Annotated in this window: 12 protein-coding genes and 2 pseudogenes; 2 read left to right on the top strand and 12 right to left on the bottom strand. The window is 41.1% G+C overall.

Features of this window, described 5'->3' with window-relative positions; all coding sequences use genetic code 11:
* From CJ239_RS05695 to CJ239_RS05640, 11 genes and pseudogenes are all read right to left on the bottom strand, one after another.
* Complete coding sequence (locus CJ239_RS05695) at positions 1-4,392, bottom strand: PolC-type DNA polymerase III (RefSeq protein WP_102210836.1); 4,392 nt, start codon at positions 4,390-4,392, stop codon at positions 1-3.
* Positions 4,393-4,495: 103 nt separating this feature from the next.
* The gene (gene fusA / locus CJ239_RS05690; RefSeq protein ID WP_102210835.1) at positions 4,496-6,577 is read right to left on the bottom strand and encodes an elongation factor G; all 2,082 of its coding nucleotides are present in this window, start codon (positions 6,575-6,577) and stop codon (positions 4,496-4,498) included.
* A gap of 354 nt (positions 6,578-6,931) precedes the next feature.
* Complete coding sequence (gene rpsG / locus CJ239_RS05685; protein WP_000087873.1) at positions 6,932-7,402, bottom strand: 30S ribosomal protein S7; 471 nt, start codon at positions 7,400-7,402, stop codon at positions 6,932-6,934.
* Positions 7,403-7,421: 19 nt separating this feature from the next.
* Complete coding sequence (gene rpsL / locus CJ239_RS05680; protein WP_001142332.1) at positions 7,422-7,835, bottom strand: 30S ribosomal protein S12; 414 nt, start codon at positions 7,833-7,835, stop codon at positions 7,422-7,424.
* A 311-nt stretch (positions 7,836-8,146) separates the two neighbouring features.
* Entirely contained in the window at positions 8,147-8,746 is a 600-nt protein-coding gene (locus tag CJ239_RS05670; protein ID WP_102210834.1) for a response regulator transcription factor, read from the bottom strand.
* On the bottom strand, positions 8,747-9,844 hold the full coding sequence (locus CJ239_RS05665) for a sensor histidine kinase (RefSeq protein ID WP_102210833.1): 1,098 nt from the start codon (positions 9,842-9,844) through the stop codon (positions 8,747-8,749).
* Complete coding sequence (locus CJ239_RS05660) at positions 9,844-10,581, bottom strand: ABC transporter permease (protein ID WP_102210832.1); 738 nt, start codon at positions 10,579-10,581, stop codon at positions 9,844-9,846. The genes CJ239_RS05665 and CJ239_RS05660 overlap by 1 nt, the downstream gene beginning before the upstream one ends.
* A 1-nt stretch (position 10,582) precedes the next feature.
* A complete protein-coding gene (locus tag CJ239_RS05655; RefSeq protein ID WP_102210831.1) occupies positions 10,583-11,467 on the bottom strand; it encodes an ABC transporter ATP-binding protein in 885 nt (294 codons plus the stop codon).
* Entirely contained in the window at positions 11,454-11,648 is a 195-nt protein-coding gene (locus tag CJ239_RS05650; protein WP_102210830.1) for a hypothetical protein, read from the bottom strand. The genes CJ239_RS05655 and CJ239_RS05650 overlap by 14 nt, the downstream gene beginning before the upstream one ends.
* A complete protein-coding gene (locus CJ239_RS05645) occupies positions 11,645-11,851 on the bottom strand; it encodes a hypothetical protein (RefSeq protein WP_025170907.1) in 207 nt (68 codons plus the stop codon). Before CJ239_RS05645 ends, CJ239_RS05650 begins: the two co-directional genes overlap by 4 nt.
* 556 nt (positions 11,852-12,407) lie before the next feature.
* Positions 12,408-12,785 (bottom strand): annotated as a pseudogene (locus CJ239_RS05640) (transposase); the annotation flags it as partial.
* Positions 12,786-12,823: 38 nt separating this feature from the next.
* Between CJ239_RS05640 and CJ239_RS05635 the strand changes: the two are divergent.
* Both CJ239_RS05635 and CJ239_RS05630 read left to right on the top strand, forming a co-directional pair.
* Positions 12,824-13,872, top strand: a pseudogene (locus tag CJ239_RS05635) (IS630 family transposase).
* A complete protein-coding gene (locus CJ239_RS05630; protein ID WP_308409720.1) occupies positions 13,869-14,402 on the top strand; it encodes a site-specific integrase in 534 nt (177 codons plus the stop codon). Before CJ239_RS05635 ends, CJ239_RS05630 begins: the two are co-directional and overlap by 4 nt.
* 100 nt (positions 14,403-14,502) lie before the next feature.
* Here CJ239_RS05630 and ltrA read toward each other — a convergent pair whose 3' ends face one another.
* Positions 14,503-15,780 (bottom strand): group II intron reverse transcriptase/maturase, encoded by a 1,278-nt coding sequence (gene ltrA / locus CJ239_RS05625; RefSeq protein WP_102210829.1) that lies wholly within the window; start codon positions 15,778-15,780, stop codon positions 14,503-14,505.
* Positions 15,781-16,285 lie beyond the last annotated feature (505 nt).

The raw sequence follows: 16,285 nt of genomic DNA, 5'->3' as shown, positions 1-16,285 counted from the left end.
TTAAAACAACTCATCAAACAAACTCAACTGATTATCCTCTGGCATATTTCCAAGAATACCCATCTCATCCATCTTTTCAACCAAGGTTGATGAGAGTCCACCACGCTTGCGTAGTTCTGTTTTAGAGAGAAATTCTCCCTCTTCACGCGCTCGCACCAACTGCTTAGCAACGTTCTCTCCCAGACCATCCATAGCGACAAATGGTGGAATCAGTGTATCTCCGTCAATGATGAATTCAGTCGCATCACTACGGTAGAGGTCTAACTTCCCAAACTTGAAACCACGCTCCCACATCTCATTGACAATCTCAAGAGTGGTATAGAGGTCAATTTCCACATTAGAAGCTTCATTGTTCTTCCGTTTTTCAGAGATTTCTTCCATTCTGCGTTTGATGGCATCTAAGCCCGCACCCATAGTCTTAATATCAAAGGCTTTAGCACGAATTGAGAAGTAAGCACAGTAATAATAAATGGGATGGTGAACCTTGAAGTAAGCTACACGCAAGGCCATCATAACGTAGGCTGCCGCATGGGCTTTAGGGAACATGTACTTAATTTTCCCACAGGACTCAATATACCACTCTGGCACCTTATTGGCCTTCATGGCTTCGATGTAGCCATTTCGCTCCTCTTCTGAAATCTTCAGCCACAAGCCTTTACGAACCCGTTCCATGATGGTAAAGGCCATCTTAGGTTCCAGACCGGCATGCATGAGGTAAACCATGATGTCGTCCCGACAACCGATAACGGTTGATAGATCCGCAACCCCTTGCTTAATCAAATCCTGGGCATTGCCAAGCCAAACGTCGGTACCGTGAGACAACCCTGACAACTGAAGCAATTCTGCAAAGGTCGTCGGATGGGTTTCATCGACCATCCCTCGGACAAAGTTGGTTCCAAACTCTGGAATCCCCAGCATGCCCGTAGGCGTTCCGATTTGCTCAGGTGTTACCCCTAACACATCCGTCCCAGAAAAGAGAGCCATAACTCCCTCATCATCCATTGGGATTTCATTAGGATCAATCCCAGATAAATCTTGAAGTTTCCGAATCATTGTCGGATCATCATGTCCCAGTACATCAAGTTTGAGGACGTTCTCATCAATATCGTGGAAGTTAAAGTGAGTCGTTTGCCATTCAGCCGTCACGTCATCTGCTGGATACTGGACAGGCGTAAAGTCGTAAACATCCATGTAGTTCGGAATAACAACGATTCCTCCCGGGTGTTGTCCTGTTGTCCGCTTGACACCAGCAGCACCTTGGGCAAGACGTTCCACCTCTGCATCACGATAAAACTTGCCATAATCTCTCTCATAGCCCTTGACAAATCCATAAGCGGTCTTGGCAGCCACCGTACCAACCGTTCCTGCACGGAAGGCATATTCCTCACCAAAGATATCACGCACATCCAAGTGGGCGCTAGGCTGGTCTTCTCCCGAGAAGTTCAAATCAATATCAGGAACCTTATCTCCATCAAAACCAAGGAAGGTCTCAAACGGAATATCCTGTCCGTTTTTACTGAGTTTGTGACCACAGTTTGGACAATCCTTATTGGGCATATCAAAACCTGAACCGTAAGAACCATCTGTGATAAACTCACTGTACTGACACTGACCACAGACATAGTGAGGAGAGAGAGGATTGACCTCTGTAATCCCAATCATGGTCGCAACAAAACTAGAACCGACAGACCCACGAGAACCAACCAAGTAACCCCGTTCATTGGAACGTTGCACCAGCATCTGGGAAGCCAGATAAATCACGGCAAATCCATTCCCCAGAATAGAAGTTAATTCCTTTTCAATTCGCAAATCAACGATATCTGGTAGCGGATTTCCATAAATCTCAAAAGCTTTCTTATAGGTCAACTCAGCAACTGTTTCTTCAGCCTTGTCGATGAAAGGCGTGTATAAGTCACCCTTAACAACCTCAACGGGTTCAAAGATTTCTGCCAAGGCATTGGTGTTTTCAATAACCAATTTCCGAGCTAATTCCTCTCCCAAGAAGGAAAATTCATCCAACATCTCATTAGTCGTTCTAAAATGAGCCTTTGGAAGTGGTGCTGGTTGGGCATGTTCTCCATGACCGATAGTTCGGTTAATCATAGCCCCCTGTCCTAAACTACGGACGATAATTTCGCGATAAATTTCTTCTTCCGGTTCGATATAGTGAACATTTCCGGTAGCCAGAACAGGCTTACCAAGACGGTCTCCCACTTCTATCAAACTCTTGATAATAGTCTGGAGCTCCTCCATATCCTTAACCTGCTCTTTAGCAATCAAGGGCGCATAAATAGCTGGTGGCATGACCTCGATAAAGTCATAATACTTAGCCACCTCAACCGCCGCATCCACACCTTGGGAAACGACTGCATCAAAAACTTCACCTTCTGCACAAGCTGATCCTAAAATCAAGCCTTCCCGATGGGCATCTAGAACCGTTCTCGGTATCCTCGGAACACCTTCAAAGTACTTGGTATTGGACAAAGAAACCAGTTTAAAGATGTTTTTTAGCCCTACTTGATTCTTGACATAAATTGTCGCATGCTTGATTCGAGCTTTTTTATAAGAGTCTGGACTAATCAAATCAATGTTTAGTCTAGCCAAGTCTGTCACACCATGTTTTTCTGCCACCTCTTTGATAAAGATGAAAAGCAGGCGACCAGTCGCTTCCGCATCGTAATTGGCCATGTGGTGATGTTCCAAAGCCACACCAAATCGCTTGGTCAAAGGCCCCAAACCATGACGCTTATACTCAGGATAGAGGTTTCTAGCAAACTCCAGCGTATCAATAACTGGTTGGCTAATCTTCGACAGACCATGACGCTCATAATTGGCATTCATAAAGCCAACGTCAAAGGTCGCATTGTGGGCAACTAGAACCGTATCCTTACAAAATTCTTGGAATTCTTGCAAAACTTGTTCCAGTGGCTTGGCATTTTTGACATGGTCATCTGTAATCCCAGTCAACTCAGTAGTAAAAGCTGACAAGGGATGTCCAGGATTGATAAATTCATCAAATTCAGCAATGACATTCCCCTTGTACATCTTAGAGGCCGCAACCTGAATCAAGTCATTATAGATGGCCGATAGACCCGTCGTTTCCACGTCAAAGACCACGTAGGTCGCTTCCGACAAGTCCATCTCCACTTCGTTATAGACGATAGGGACACGGTCCTCCACAATATTGGCTTCCATTCCATAGATCAGCTGGATTCCCGCTTTTTTGGCCGCCTTATAGCCGTGTGGGAAGGACTGGACATTCCCGTGGTCCGTGATGGCAACCGCCTTGTGTCCCCACTTAGCAGCTGTCGCAACAATCTCCTCTACTTCTGGCAGAGCATCCATAGTCGACATATTAGTATGAGCATGAAATTCAACCCGACGCTCACCTTCTGGCATCAAATCTTTCCGCTCATAGTGAACAACTTCCTGCACATCCTGCACATTCATAGTCAAATCGCGTGTGAAGTTATTCATCTCCACATTTCCACGCACTCGTAGCCAAGAATTTTTCTTGATTAGATCAAATTTCTGAGCCTCTTCCTCATTTTTAACCCACTTTTGCATAGAAAAACTTGAAGTGTAGTCCGTCATTTTAAAGTTGATTAAAACACGACCTGTTCTGGTCACTTTTTGCTCCACATCAAAAACAACCCCTTCAAAGACCAGACGATTTTCCTCAGTCGTCACTTCAATCATAGGAGTAATCTCCGCCTTGTCCAATTTCGGTTTAGCTGCAGCTTTTTTGGCTTGAAAATCAAAGGTTGGTTTCTCTTCTGCTGGAGGTGGTGCCATCTGTTCCAGTTGCTCCATAGCACGGAGCGCTTCCTCATTGGCAGCTTGAACAATCTGTTCATTTTCAGTATGAAAGGCTTCTTCCTGCTCTTGAGTCAGCACATCATTTTTCTCTACTTGACAGTTGAAAGTTGGAAATCCAAATTGTTCAAGTTGTTTAGCTAAATTAGGAAGATGATTCTTCTTAAAATGTTCCTTATCAATCGCCTCTGAACCTTCAATAAAGAGTTGATTACCTTCAGCACGAACTCGCAAATTCTGATAAAGAGATTTAAATCCTTGACTAGCACACGGCCCCTCAGAAAAAGCTTCTCTATAATATGCTTGCAAGAGTTGATTTGAAAATTCTTGAGACAGAGCCTTGATTTCGAAAACAGCTTTATTGCCTGTCTTAGAAAATTCCTCATTCAAACCTTTCTTTAATTCTAAAAAGATTTCAATCGGCAAAATATTAGAAAATACGAAATGAAACTCCCATACCTTACTAATTTTATGAACTACAACTCGCTCAATATCAGCCTGTGATAAGGCAGGAGCCTGTCTCATTTCAGCAGGTATCCCCAATTGATTCATCAAAATTTCAAAACTATTTGACATTCATTTTCCTCACATTATTCTCCTACTATTTTACCATATTTAGAGGTATTTTCTAAAGACAAAAGGAAGCCACTAAGTGACTTCCTTCTAGAGTGAGGACTGATTAGTCTTCACCTTTGTTTTTCTTAATGATTTCTTCTTGTACTGACTTAGGTACATCTTCGTAGTGGTCAAATACCATCATGAATGTACCACGTCCTTGAGATGCAGAACGAAGAACTGTTGCGTAACCGAACATTTCAGCAAGTGGAACATAAGCACGAACGATTTGGCTGTTACCGTGTGCTTCCATACCATCTACACGTCCACGACGAGCAGTTACGTGACCCATAACATCACCAAGGTTTTCTTCTGGAACAGTGATTGTTACAAGCATCATTGGCTCAAGGATAGCTGGTTGTGCTGATTTAGCAGCTTCTTTAAGTGCAAGTGAAGCCGCGATCTTGAAGGCAGTTTCAGATGAGTCGACATCGTGGTATGAACCATCGTAAAGCTTAGATTTAACATCAACCATTGGGTAACCTGCAAGAACACCGTTAGCCATAGATTCTACCAAACCTTTTTCAACCGCTGGGATAAATTCACGAGGAACCACACCACCTACGATTGCGTTTTCGAATTCGAATCCTTTTCCTTCTTCGTTTGGAGTAAATTCAATCCATACATCACCGAATTGACCTTTACCACCAGACTGACGTTTGAAGAATCCACGTGCTTGAGTAGAAGCACGGAATGTTTCACGGTAAGATACTTGAGGAGCACCTACGTTCGCTTCAACTTTGAACTCACGACGCATACGGTCAACAAGGACGTCAAGGTGAAGCTCACCCATACCAGAGATAACTGTTTCACCAGTTTCAACGTTTGTTTCAACGCGGAATGTTGGATCTTCTTCAGCCAATTTTTGAAGGGCGATACCCATCTTATCTTGGTCTGCTTTAGATTTTGGCTCAACCATCAATTGGATAACTGGTTCTGGAACGTTGATTGACTCAAGGATGATTTTAGATTTTTCATCTGTCAATGAGTCACCAGTAGTAGTATCTTTCAAACCAACGGCAGCAGCGATATCACCTGAGTAAACAGTGTCGATTTCTTGACGGCTGTTAGCGTGCATTTGAAGGATACGTCCGATACGTTCACGTTTACCTTTAGAAGTGTTCAATACGTAAGAACCTGATTGAAGAACACCTGAGTAAACACGGAAGAATGTTAAACGACCTACGAATGGGTCTGTCATGATCTTGAAGGCAAGAGCTGCAAATGGCTCTTCATCAGATGCTGGACGAGTTTCTTCAGCGTCTGTATCTGGGTTAATACCTTTGATAGCTGGGATGTCAAGTGGGCTTGGAAGGTAGTCGATAACCGCATCAAGCATCAACTGAACACCTTTATTCTTGAAGGCAGAACCACACAATACTGGGAAGAATTCAACGTTGATAGTCGCTTTACGGATAGCAGCTTTCAATTCTTCGTTAGTGATTTCTTCACCTTCGAGATATTTCATCATCAATTCTTCGTCAGTTTCAGCAACTGCTTCAACCAATTTTTCACGGTATTCTTGTGCTTGGTCAAGGTATTCAGCTGGAATATCTTCTTCAAGGATATCTGTACCAAGGTCGTTAGTATAGATTTCAGCTTTCATCTTGATCAAGTCGATGATACCACGGAAGTCATCTTCAGAACCGATTGGCAATTGGATTGGGTGTGCATTTGCTTGAAGACGATCGTGAAGTGTGCTTACAGAGTAAAGGAAGTCAGCACCGATTTTGTCCATTTTGTTGGCAAATACGATACGTGGAACTCCGTACTCAGTTGCTTGACGCCAAACTGTTTCAGTTTGAGGCTCAACACCTGATTGTGAGTCAAGAACGGTAACAGCACCATCCAATACACGAAGAGAACGTTGTACTTCGATTGTGAAGTCCACGTGTCCTGGTGTGTCGATGATGTTTACGCGGTGGTTGTTCCATTGAGCTGTTGTCGCAGCAGATGTGATAGTGATACCACGTTCTTGCTCTTGCTCCATCCAGTCCATTTGTGACGCACCTTCGTGAGTTTCACCGATTTTGTGGATTTTACCAGTGTAGTAAAGAATACGCTCAGTAGTTGTTGTTTTACCAGCATCGACGTGAGCCATGATACCGATATTACGAGTTTTTTCAAGTGAAAATTCGCGTGCCATGAGGTTTGTTTCTCCTATTTATTTTTGATTTCTATTCTATTATAACATGATTTTAATAAAAACGGATAGGCAGGACCTACCCGTTCTCAATGTTTTCATGCTATTGTTGGTTTCAACTTGTAGATTTACAAGTTGAATTGAACTCGGGCTAAAGTTAGTTAGCCGATTTGAGCTGGAACGGAATGCTGTGTGAAAAAGATAAACTTCCTTGTATTCTTACCGTTCCTAGCATCATAATCTAGTTGAGCTCAAGCTAAAAGTCTGGAGAAAAAGATGAATCTCATTGGTTGCAGTCGCAACCTGCTTCGATTCCCTATTTTCTCTGGGACTTTCTTAACGCTTTCGCATCCTATCTTACCAACGGAAGTGTGCGAATGCACGGTTAGCTTCAGCCATACGGTGAGTGTCTTCACGTTTCTTAACAGCTGCACCAGTGTTGTTAGCAGCATCCAAGATTTCTTTTGCAAGACGGTCTTGCATTGTGTGTTCACCACGAAGACGAGCGATTGTTACCAACCAACGAAGTCCAAGTGTTGTACGACGTTCTGGACGAACTTCAACTGGGACTTGGTAGTTAGAACCACCAACACGACGTGCACGTACTTCAAGTACAGGCATGATGTTTTCCATAGCTGTTTCAAATACTTCAAGTGCATCGTTTCCAGTAGCTTCTTTGATTTGCTCAAAGGCACCGTAAACGATTGAAGCCGCTGTACCACGTTTACCATCAAGCATAACGCGGTTGATAAGACGAGTAACTAGTTGTGAATTGTAAAGCGGATCTGGCAATACGTCACGTTTTGGAGCTCTATTTTTACGACTCATTTCTCTTTATCCCCTTTCCTTATGCTTTTGGACGTTTAGTACCGTATTTAGAACGGCCTTGTTTACGATCGTTAACACCTGCAGTATCAAGTGCACCACGGACGATATGGTAACGTACCCCTGGAAGGTCTTTTACACGTCCACCACGAAGAAGCACCACGCTGTGCTCTTGCAAGTTGTGTCCGATACCTGGGATGTAGGCAGTAACTTCGATAAGGTTGCTCAAACGTACACGAGCGAATTTACGAAGGGCTGAGTTAGGTTTTTTAGGTGTCATTGTTCCAACACGAGTTGCAACACCACGTTTTTGTGGTGAAGAAACGTTTGTTTGAACTTTTTTATGACTGTTGTAACCAACGTTCAAAGCTGGTGATTTAGATTTTTCTACTTTTGATTTACGCGGTTTGCGAACCAATTGGTTAATTGTAGGCATCTACATTCTCCTGTGTTTTTTATTTTTGGTGATGATACACTTGGTGACAGCTATCATCTGTGTGTACTTTTGCAACATTTGTCAGCACGTCCCTGTACACTCTTGAGAGACCAAAAGTAAAAAGTACCGTCTATTATTGTAACAAAATTTCCCCTTGGTTGTCAAGATATTTTTCTTTTTTATTGTTAATTTTAGCTCTTTTGTGGTGCTCCCTAAAAAAAGAAAAAGGAGGAATCCCACCCTCCTAAAGTTAGTATTGTTTCATTCAATCCCATCAATTTTAGCACATAATGTTCAAAAAAATTATATCATCACAACCAACCAGATTCTTTCGCGATATTAGCTGCCTCTGTTCGATTACCTGCATCTAGTTTTGAAAGAATATTGGTGACATAGTTTCGGACTGTTCCGTTTGATAAATAAAGTTGATCTGCAATTTCTTGGTTAGAGAAACCCTGAGCGACTCCCTTTAAAACTGCGATTTCTTGCTCCGTTAATGGATTGGGATGCGTCATCACCACTTCCATCAATTCAGGCGAATACTCCTTGCGTCCCTCTAGAACGGTGTGCAAGGTTTTCATGAGGTCTGCAATGTTTCTTTCTTTTAATACATAAGCATCTACTCCGGCCTTGACCGCACGTTCAAAATACCCAGGACGCTTGAAGGTCGTCACCACAACCACCTTTGTTTCAAGCTTTTCTGCTCGTATCCACTCCAAGACTTCAAGACCTGTCTTAACAGGCATCTCTACGTCGAGGATGGCGATATCTACAGACTCCTTTTCTAATAGCTGGATTGCTTCTTGCCCATTCTTGGCTTGAAGAACAGACTCCACGTCCGATTGAAGCGTGAGCAATTGACACATAGCATCTCGCAACATACTTTGATCTTCTGCGACTAATACTTTCATCTACATTCTCTCCTTATAAGCTAGTCGAACCTGAACTTCTGTCGGTTGTTTTTGACTAATCACATTTACCTCTCCCGAAAATGGAAGGACACGATCTCGAACTGTATGGAGCTCATTCCCTTTTATAGAAGTAAAACCACAACCATCATCTCTTACTGTTAAAAGGAGTTCTTTCTCTGTCCGTTCTAATCTTAAGTAAGCTTTAGACGCTTTAGCATGCTTGATGATATTGGTAACTAACTCAAGCAAAATCATGGAAGCCGTTGACTCCAATTCCTGAGTAAGGCTAGCAGTATCTAGTTGATTAGCCGTTTCCACCTCAATGCCAGCAATCTCTAGCATCTTTTTGACAGTTTCAAGTTCTGAAGCTAAGGTCCGTGATTTCAGATTTTCCACAATGGTTCGTACTTCATTCATGGAATCCTTGCTTATCTGGTGAATTTCTTTTAATTCCTTCTCCACCTGTGGATAAGCCTCCATCTGAAACAACTGCAAGGCGAGATCCGTCTTGACACTCAGCATAGCAAAGGTGTGTCCCAAGCTATCATGCAAATCCTGACCGATACGACTACGTTCATTTTCAGCTAACAAGAGATTTATCTGGGCATTTTGCTTGGCCTGCGCTTCTTTCAAATCCTCTACAATACGAATCCGAACCAAACCAAAAGTCATCAAATCGACAAAAGCAAGAATTACAAGTAGATAGAATAGAAACCCAACTTCGATTCTCTGAATAATCAACAGTTGCCCCACCACAAGCACTTGAGCAAGGAGAAAAGTCCGGACATGTAAAGAATTAAAACTACGTACGCCAAAATGATAAATTAAGAGATTGGAAAGGAAAAAGAAGAACCAGATATAATTTACAGCAACAAAGGCGGTGTTCCCAGCTACATAGACCAGCATGATGCCCCAGAAAAGCCAAGATAGGCGCTGATTCTTAGTTGTTAAAACACCCAAATACGCCACTACAAATAGAATATCAATCAATAAATGCCAGACAGCAAGCTCCCCAATCACTACAGGAAGGATGGGAAAAACCATAAAAATCAAACTGGCCCAATACATATAGTCTATGCTCTTCAGTCTTTCAAGCATTAAGCATTCTCCTTATGACCTTGAAGGTAAATGGTCAAACCAAACAAAACTGCTGAAAAAACAAGTAGATAAACTGTGGCTGATAAATTGATGCCACCCTCATTTAAGAAGGTCTTGATCAATTCCATCAACTGATAGCTTGGTAGACGCTTCCCGATTGCTTGCATCCAGTCTGGAAATAAAGAGACGGGCATCCAGAGTCCGCCTAAAACAGCCAAGCCAAAGTAAAGAAGATTGCCCACGACAGACATCAACTGACTAGTTGGTAAGAGAGTCAAGGTCAAGCCAAGGGCTACAAAAGCTATACTTCCTACTATCAGCAAAAGCGCAGCCCCAATCCAGTTTCCAAGAGACATGTCCACACCTCTTACAAAATGCCCAACTGAGAAAACAACCAGAATTGAGACCAAATAATCAACCATCATACTTGTTATCTTTGATAGATAATATTCTACCATATTTACAGGGCTATGACGTAATATTTTCTGCCAGTTGTTCATCTTGTCGGTATGTAAAACAACTGGGAATGAAAAGATAGCTGTCGACATCATGGAAAAAGCCGTCATGGAGATGAGGTAGTCGCGCATAAAATTCGCTGGTCCACCTGGTGTGTCCTGATACATGCCTGAAAAGAATAAATAGAAGGCTGTCGGCATCCCTACGGATAATAGATAATAGACTAATTGTCGTTTGGTCAATAGAAATTCTATCTTATTTAATGCTATCCATTGTTTCATCTTAGTCATCTCCCTTTTGTGTTTCTTCAAAGATGGTATCTAGCAAACTACGGTTATTAACTTCGATTTCTTGTATGCTACATCCTGCTTGAACTAACAGTTCCCAGAAAGCATCCGCTTCGCGTGTGACTACTTGTAAGGCATCTTGTTTTTGTACCCACCTTTCAACCAAGACTGACTTCTCAACGACTTCCTTGTAAGCTAGAGGAAGGATAAAATGCTTTTCAATCTCCTCACTACGCATAGCTAGAGGCGTCGTATCACGAATCAACTCTCCCTTATTTAAAACCAAAATCCGGTCAGCTGTATGCTCTACTTCTTCGATATAATGGGACGAATAGAGAATGGTGACTCCCTGCGCTTTTAGGTCCTGAACAATTTCCCAAAAACGTTGACGGGTAGAGGTATCCATGGCAGCAGTTGGCTCATCTAAAAAGACAAGCTTTGGTCGCCCAATTAAGGTCAAGACAAAAGAGAAAAGACGCTTTTGTCCACCTGATAATTTTTCTGCGAATTGCTCTTTTTGTTGCTTATCAAACTGTAATAGTTGATCGATTTCCTGATTACTCAAGTGATTTGGATAAATTTTTTGAAAGAAAGCAATCAACTCTTTTACCTTTAGTTTCTGAACGATTACATTCTCTTGAGGGAGGTAGGATCTTGTATAGTCTAACTTAGAGCTCGTTACCGGCAAATCTTGGATAGATACTTGCCCACTGGTGACCAATTTATCTCCAAGCAGACAGTCCAAGAGTGTGGTCTTCCCAGCACCATTGGGCCCAATCAAGGCGACACATTCACCTTCAGCTACCTCAAAGGAAATATCCTTCAAAATAGCCTTGCCCTTGATGTTTTTATTTAGGCTTTCTACCTTAATCATGTTCATGATATTCTCCTTTCAGCCACTCCTTTCCCATAGGAAAGGCGATAAAAATCATAAATCCTAGTCCCCAGGCACCACGGATGAATTGGTGAAGGAAGACTTGATCAAACCAACCTGTAAACATTTCTACCAACCATACCACTAGTGATAGTCCAATAAAAAGATAGAGAAACGCTTTTTTCATTTTTCAAACTCCTTTTTCACATCTGAGACTAATTTCAAACCTTCTCGGATAAGCCAGGACATCATTCCAAAGCCAGCAAAAAGCTCCCAAGGAAAATGGTAGAAATCCTCATCCAATCCCGAAAACATGAGATAGGTCATAACTCCTGCTGCTACTAAACTCATCGCGACAATTACTTTATGTTTCATTTTTTCTTCCTCCATTTGATACATCTAGTATAATTCTTTAAAGGTAGAATCACTAGAAGCTTCTGTCATGAGGAGATATGACAAATGTCATAACAGATTCTGTTCAAAACAAGAAAGATGCACTATACAACAAAACACAAGTAGAAAAAATCTAAGGTAGCTTCCTCAAAAAAGATATCAAACCCAATTCACACTATATTGAATTGAAAAATAATACTTATTTAAAATCAAAAGAGCGGAAATTTTTATCGCACAAACACATATATTATAAGCAGAGCGAAAAACTCTTCAATTACTTTCTTAAAAGTTTGTAAGAATTACACAATCTGTTAAATTTTAATTTATGTACCTAAACTACAGTATTCATTGAACAAATTAGGAAACAAAAAAGTATACGCGATCAAAATGAATTACTGAAATTAAAAAAAGAGAGAAGCAAACCAATGTCATTAAGTTAGTGATCTAACTACTTGAATAGGATGTGTGATTGAGGTTATCAAAGTGATTCTCTAGCCTATCTTCTATTTTTTTGCATGACAAATAAAGGTTTTTTCACCCTATTTTTTGAGATTTATGTTACTCTATAGATGAAATCAACTACCGATTGAGCCTTTATCTTTCTTGGATATTTTCGATTCGGTCGAATAATAGATAACTGTTTCTTGAGGTAGTTTTTCAACTGGAGGGAAGAAAGGGAACCGTTAAAAAACAAACGGCAGGCATAAGCCGCATCTGAGAAGCACATTTTATATCTTTGTTTTTTACGACTACTATCGATGGCAACTTGCGAGGTTACCCAACGACAAAAGTTAAAATTTGTAAAGCGGGCAAAGATTTCTTGGAGAACCCCTTCCTTCTTTTTGGCATGAAAATTGACCAAGCCAACACTGTATTTCAGGTCACGAAAACTAGTCTCTATGCCCCATCTGCTGGCGTAGAGATTTTTTATACTAGCCTAAAATCAAAAACCATCTTATAATAGTAGTTATGAAACTTACAAACGAAGAAATACAGAAAATTGAAAAACTCCTGAGATATTCATCGTACGCCAAATATCATAAACGTCTACAGATTATTTATTTTCGCTCAAAAGGAAAGAGTTATAAGGAAATCATGGATCTGCTAGATTGCAATAAAACAACTGTTTGGAGGAATTTGAAAAAATACAAGGAGTTTGGTTTAGAAGCTCTTCTTCAAGAGACTCGTGGTGGACGTCATCGAGAATATATGACTTACGAAGAAGAGAAAGCATTTCTAAAATGCCATATAGAAGATGCTCAGGCTGGGGAATTTGTAACTGTCAATCACTTATTTGAAGCCTATCAAAAAGAGATGAGTCGCACTTCCACACGTGATGGTTTCTATTATCTCTTGAAACGCCATGGTTGGCGAACGGTCACTCCTCGACCTGAACATCCCAAGAAGGCAGATGCTCAAACAATTGAGACGTCTAAAAATAAAATCTACATTCGAGACCTTAAGTAAGCGCTTTAAAGAGAAGGGGACTTATAACAAAGTACGTTTGATGTACCAAGATGAAGCTGGTTTCGGAAGAATTAGATAAGATGAGTTCTTGTTGGGCTCCTCAAGGAATCCGACCTAGCATTCCTAGTCATTATATACGAGAATATCGCTATTGTTATGGGGCAGCAGATGCTCAGACAGGAGATTCCTTTTTCCTCATTGCTGGAGGATGCAATACTGAGTGGACGAATGAATTTCTACGGCAAGTCTCACAAGCTTATCCAGATGACTATATGTTACTTGTAATGGATAATGCTATATGGCATAAATCAAGTACCTTGGAGATTCCAAGTAATATTGACTTGGCTTTTATCCCACCTTATACACCAGAAATGAACCCTATTGAACAAGTCTGGAAAGAAATTCGAAAACGAGGTTTTAAAAATAAGGCTTTCCCAACATTGGAAGCCGTCATTGATAAGCTTCAAGAAGTTATTCAAGGATTGGAAAAAAATGTTTTAAAGTCCACTGTCAGCAGACAATGGACAAGGTTGCTTTTTGAATATAATTGAGTATAAAAACTGGCTTGCGTTTCGGTGAGGTGCTAGGTTTGACATGGAATTGTGTTTTGAATGAAACTCAAGAAGTCAAAACATACAGGCGCTATGACCCTAGAAAGAAAGAATGGCGACCACCAAAAACAGCTACTTCTGTTCGGACTATTCCAATTGATTCAGAAACATTGCATTTTTTGAATCAATTAAAAGAGATTCAAAGTAGAGATATTGAACAAACAAATATTAAAAATAAAGAAAATCATATCTTTTTCGATTTGTATACTGTTGTTCCTTCAAATCACGAAGTGAATAAGCGTTTAAGAGAGTATCTCAAAAAGTTAAAACTCAATCCAATGGACTTATCAACAACGGGCATTAGGCACACGTACGCAAGTGTTATGTTAGGCTATGGGATTGATATTTGGGTTATAGCTTCAAACATGGGACACAAAGACATTACACAAATCACACAAACATATGGTCACTTAATAAAGGAAAAAGAAGAATCAGAAAACAAACGTGTTAGAGAGTTATTGAGTCAATAATTTTTTCTAAAAAAGTTGACCAAAAATTGACCAAAATCGAGTAGGGGATAATCTCTAGCCCCTCTCACACCACCGTACATGCCGTTCGGCATACGGCGGTTCAACTAACTTTTAACGCATGTCGTTCAAGGTAATAATCCAAACACGAAACCAGTCCACGTTTTTTAAGGACTGGTTTTGATATAGCACGTTTAAGTACCGACTTCTGAGCTACTAATTGATAATGGTCGCCCCAGCCAGATACCTTATCTGCTATCCATTTAGGAACTCCTAACTTAAGCAATCCCCATAATCGTCTAGATTTCTTCTTCCATTGCTTCCAGATAATCACTCGTAGGCGAGTGCGCAAGCGCTCATCTATGCTGGTGACTATACTTTTCATATTTCCCAATGAGAAATAGTTTATCCACCCTCGAATAGACAAATTCAGTTGCTCAATACGTCTTGTTAAGTCTATACTCCATTTCCTCTGTGTTAGTTTCTTCAATTTAAGCTTAAATCTCCGAACACTATCTTGATGGGGGCGACTTTTCCAACCAGCTGATGATTTCCAGAACCCGAAACCTAAATATTTCAACTCTCTTGGTCTGGTAATCTTAGTCTTGGTTATGTTTACTTTCAAACCTAGACGTTTCTCAATAAAACGACTGACTGAATACATCACACGCTTAGCGGCAGCCTCGCTTCCGACCGTAATCACACAATCATCTGCGTAGCGCACAAATCGAAGTCCCCTCTTTTCTAATTCCTTATCCAATTCATTAAGCATGATATTGGATAAGAGAGGAGATAAATTTCCTCCCTGTGGTGTGCCAACTAGCGTTTTATGACGCTGACCGTTAATGATAACACCTGAATGAAGATACTTACGAATCAAGGATTCCGTATCTCCGTCTTCGATAATGTTATGTACTAAGGACATCAATCTATCTTGAGGAACTGTATCGAAGAATTTCTCTAGGTCTATATCCACTATCCACTCATAGCCGTCATTTAAGTACTCTAAGAGCTTCATGATGGCTTTTTCACATGACCTATTTGGTCTGAATCCATAGCTCGTATCTGAGAAATGGGGTTCACAAATGGGGGTAAGGACTTGAATAATGGCCTGTTGAATCATTCTATCCATAACTGTTGGAATTCCTAGTTGACGGATGCCTCCGTTTGGTTTGGGAATCTCAACTCTGAGAACTGGTTGAGGCTTATATTTTCTTTGTTTTATCCGTTCCTTAGTCAGGCGCCAGTTTTGTCTGAGATAATTATCCATCTCTTTGATAGTAATTCCATCAATCCCAGCTGAGCCCTTATTGGATTTTACTTGATTGTAGGCTTCCAGCATATTTTCGCGTGATAATATCTTATCTAGCAATTTTGACATGTGCGTATTCCTTTCTTGTTTTGGTGCCTGAGGGACATCTTATATTGGTGAACCTTCATCTAGTCAATACGTGATAGACTCCAGTTCTATCAGACCGTTCGTTTTACAGACACAAGTGAAGTAGGATTACTTCAATCTGTCGTTTTCTCTTTCTAGCGACAGACCTCAAACAGTCTCTCCCCAGACTGTTTGAGTATTCCCCCTTCGCTCCACTTCCATTACAGAAGTTTCCTCACTACTATGGGCTCGGCTGACTTCTCATGATTCGTTGTTACTACGCTTTCAGCGCTCATGAGACCTCACGGGATAAGTCGTACATCTTTCCTCGTTTACTCTCGTGATTTACGCATATAGGTTACGACTACCTTTTTGGACTTTAGAGTTTGAAGCCCCCTTATCCGCTATATACGCCTTACTATCACGTTCCTGTTCGTAGAGCCACGATTTCGCTATCCCTTCCTCTCCCCGCTACCTCACGATAGTCAGGCTTGGGAATCGCTATTGG

The organism is Streptococcus sp. UMB0029 (genome assembly GCF_002871495.1).
Lineage (GTDB): Bacteria > Bacillota > Bacilli > Lactobacillales > Streptococcaceae > Streptococcus.
The sequence above is the reverse complement of the archived record's forward strand: the minus strand, read 5'-3'. Positions and strand labels throughout refer to the sequence as shown.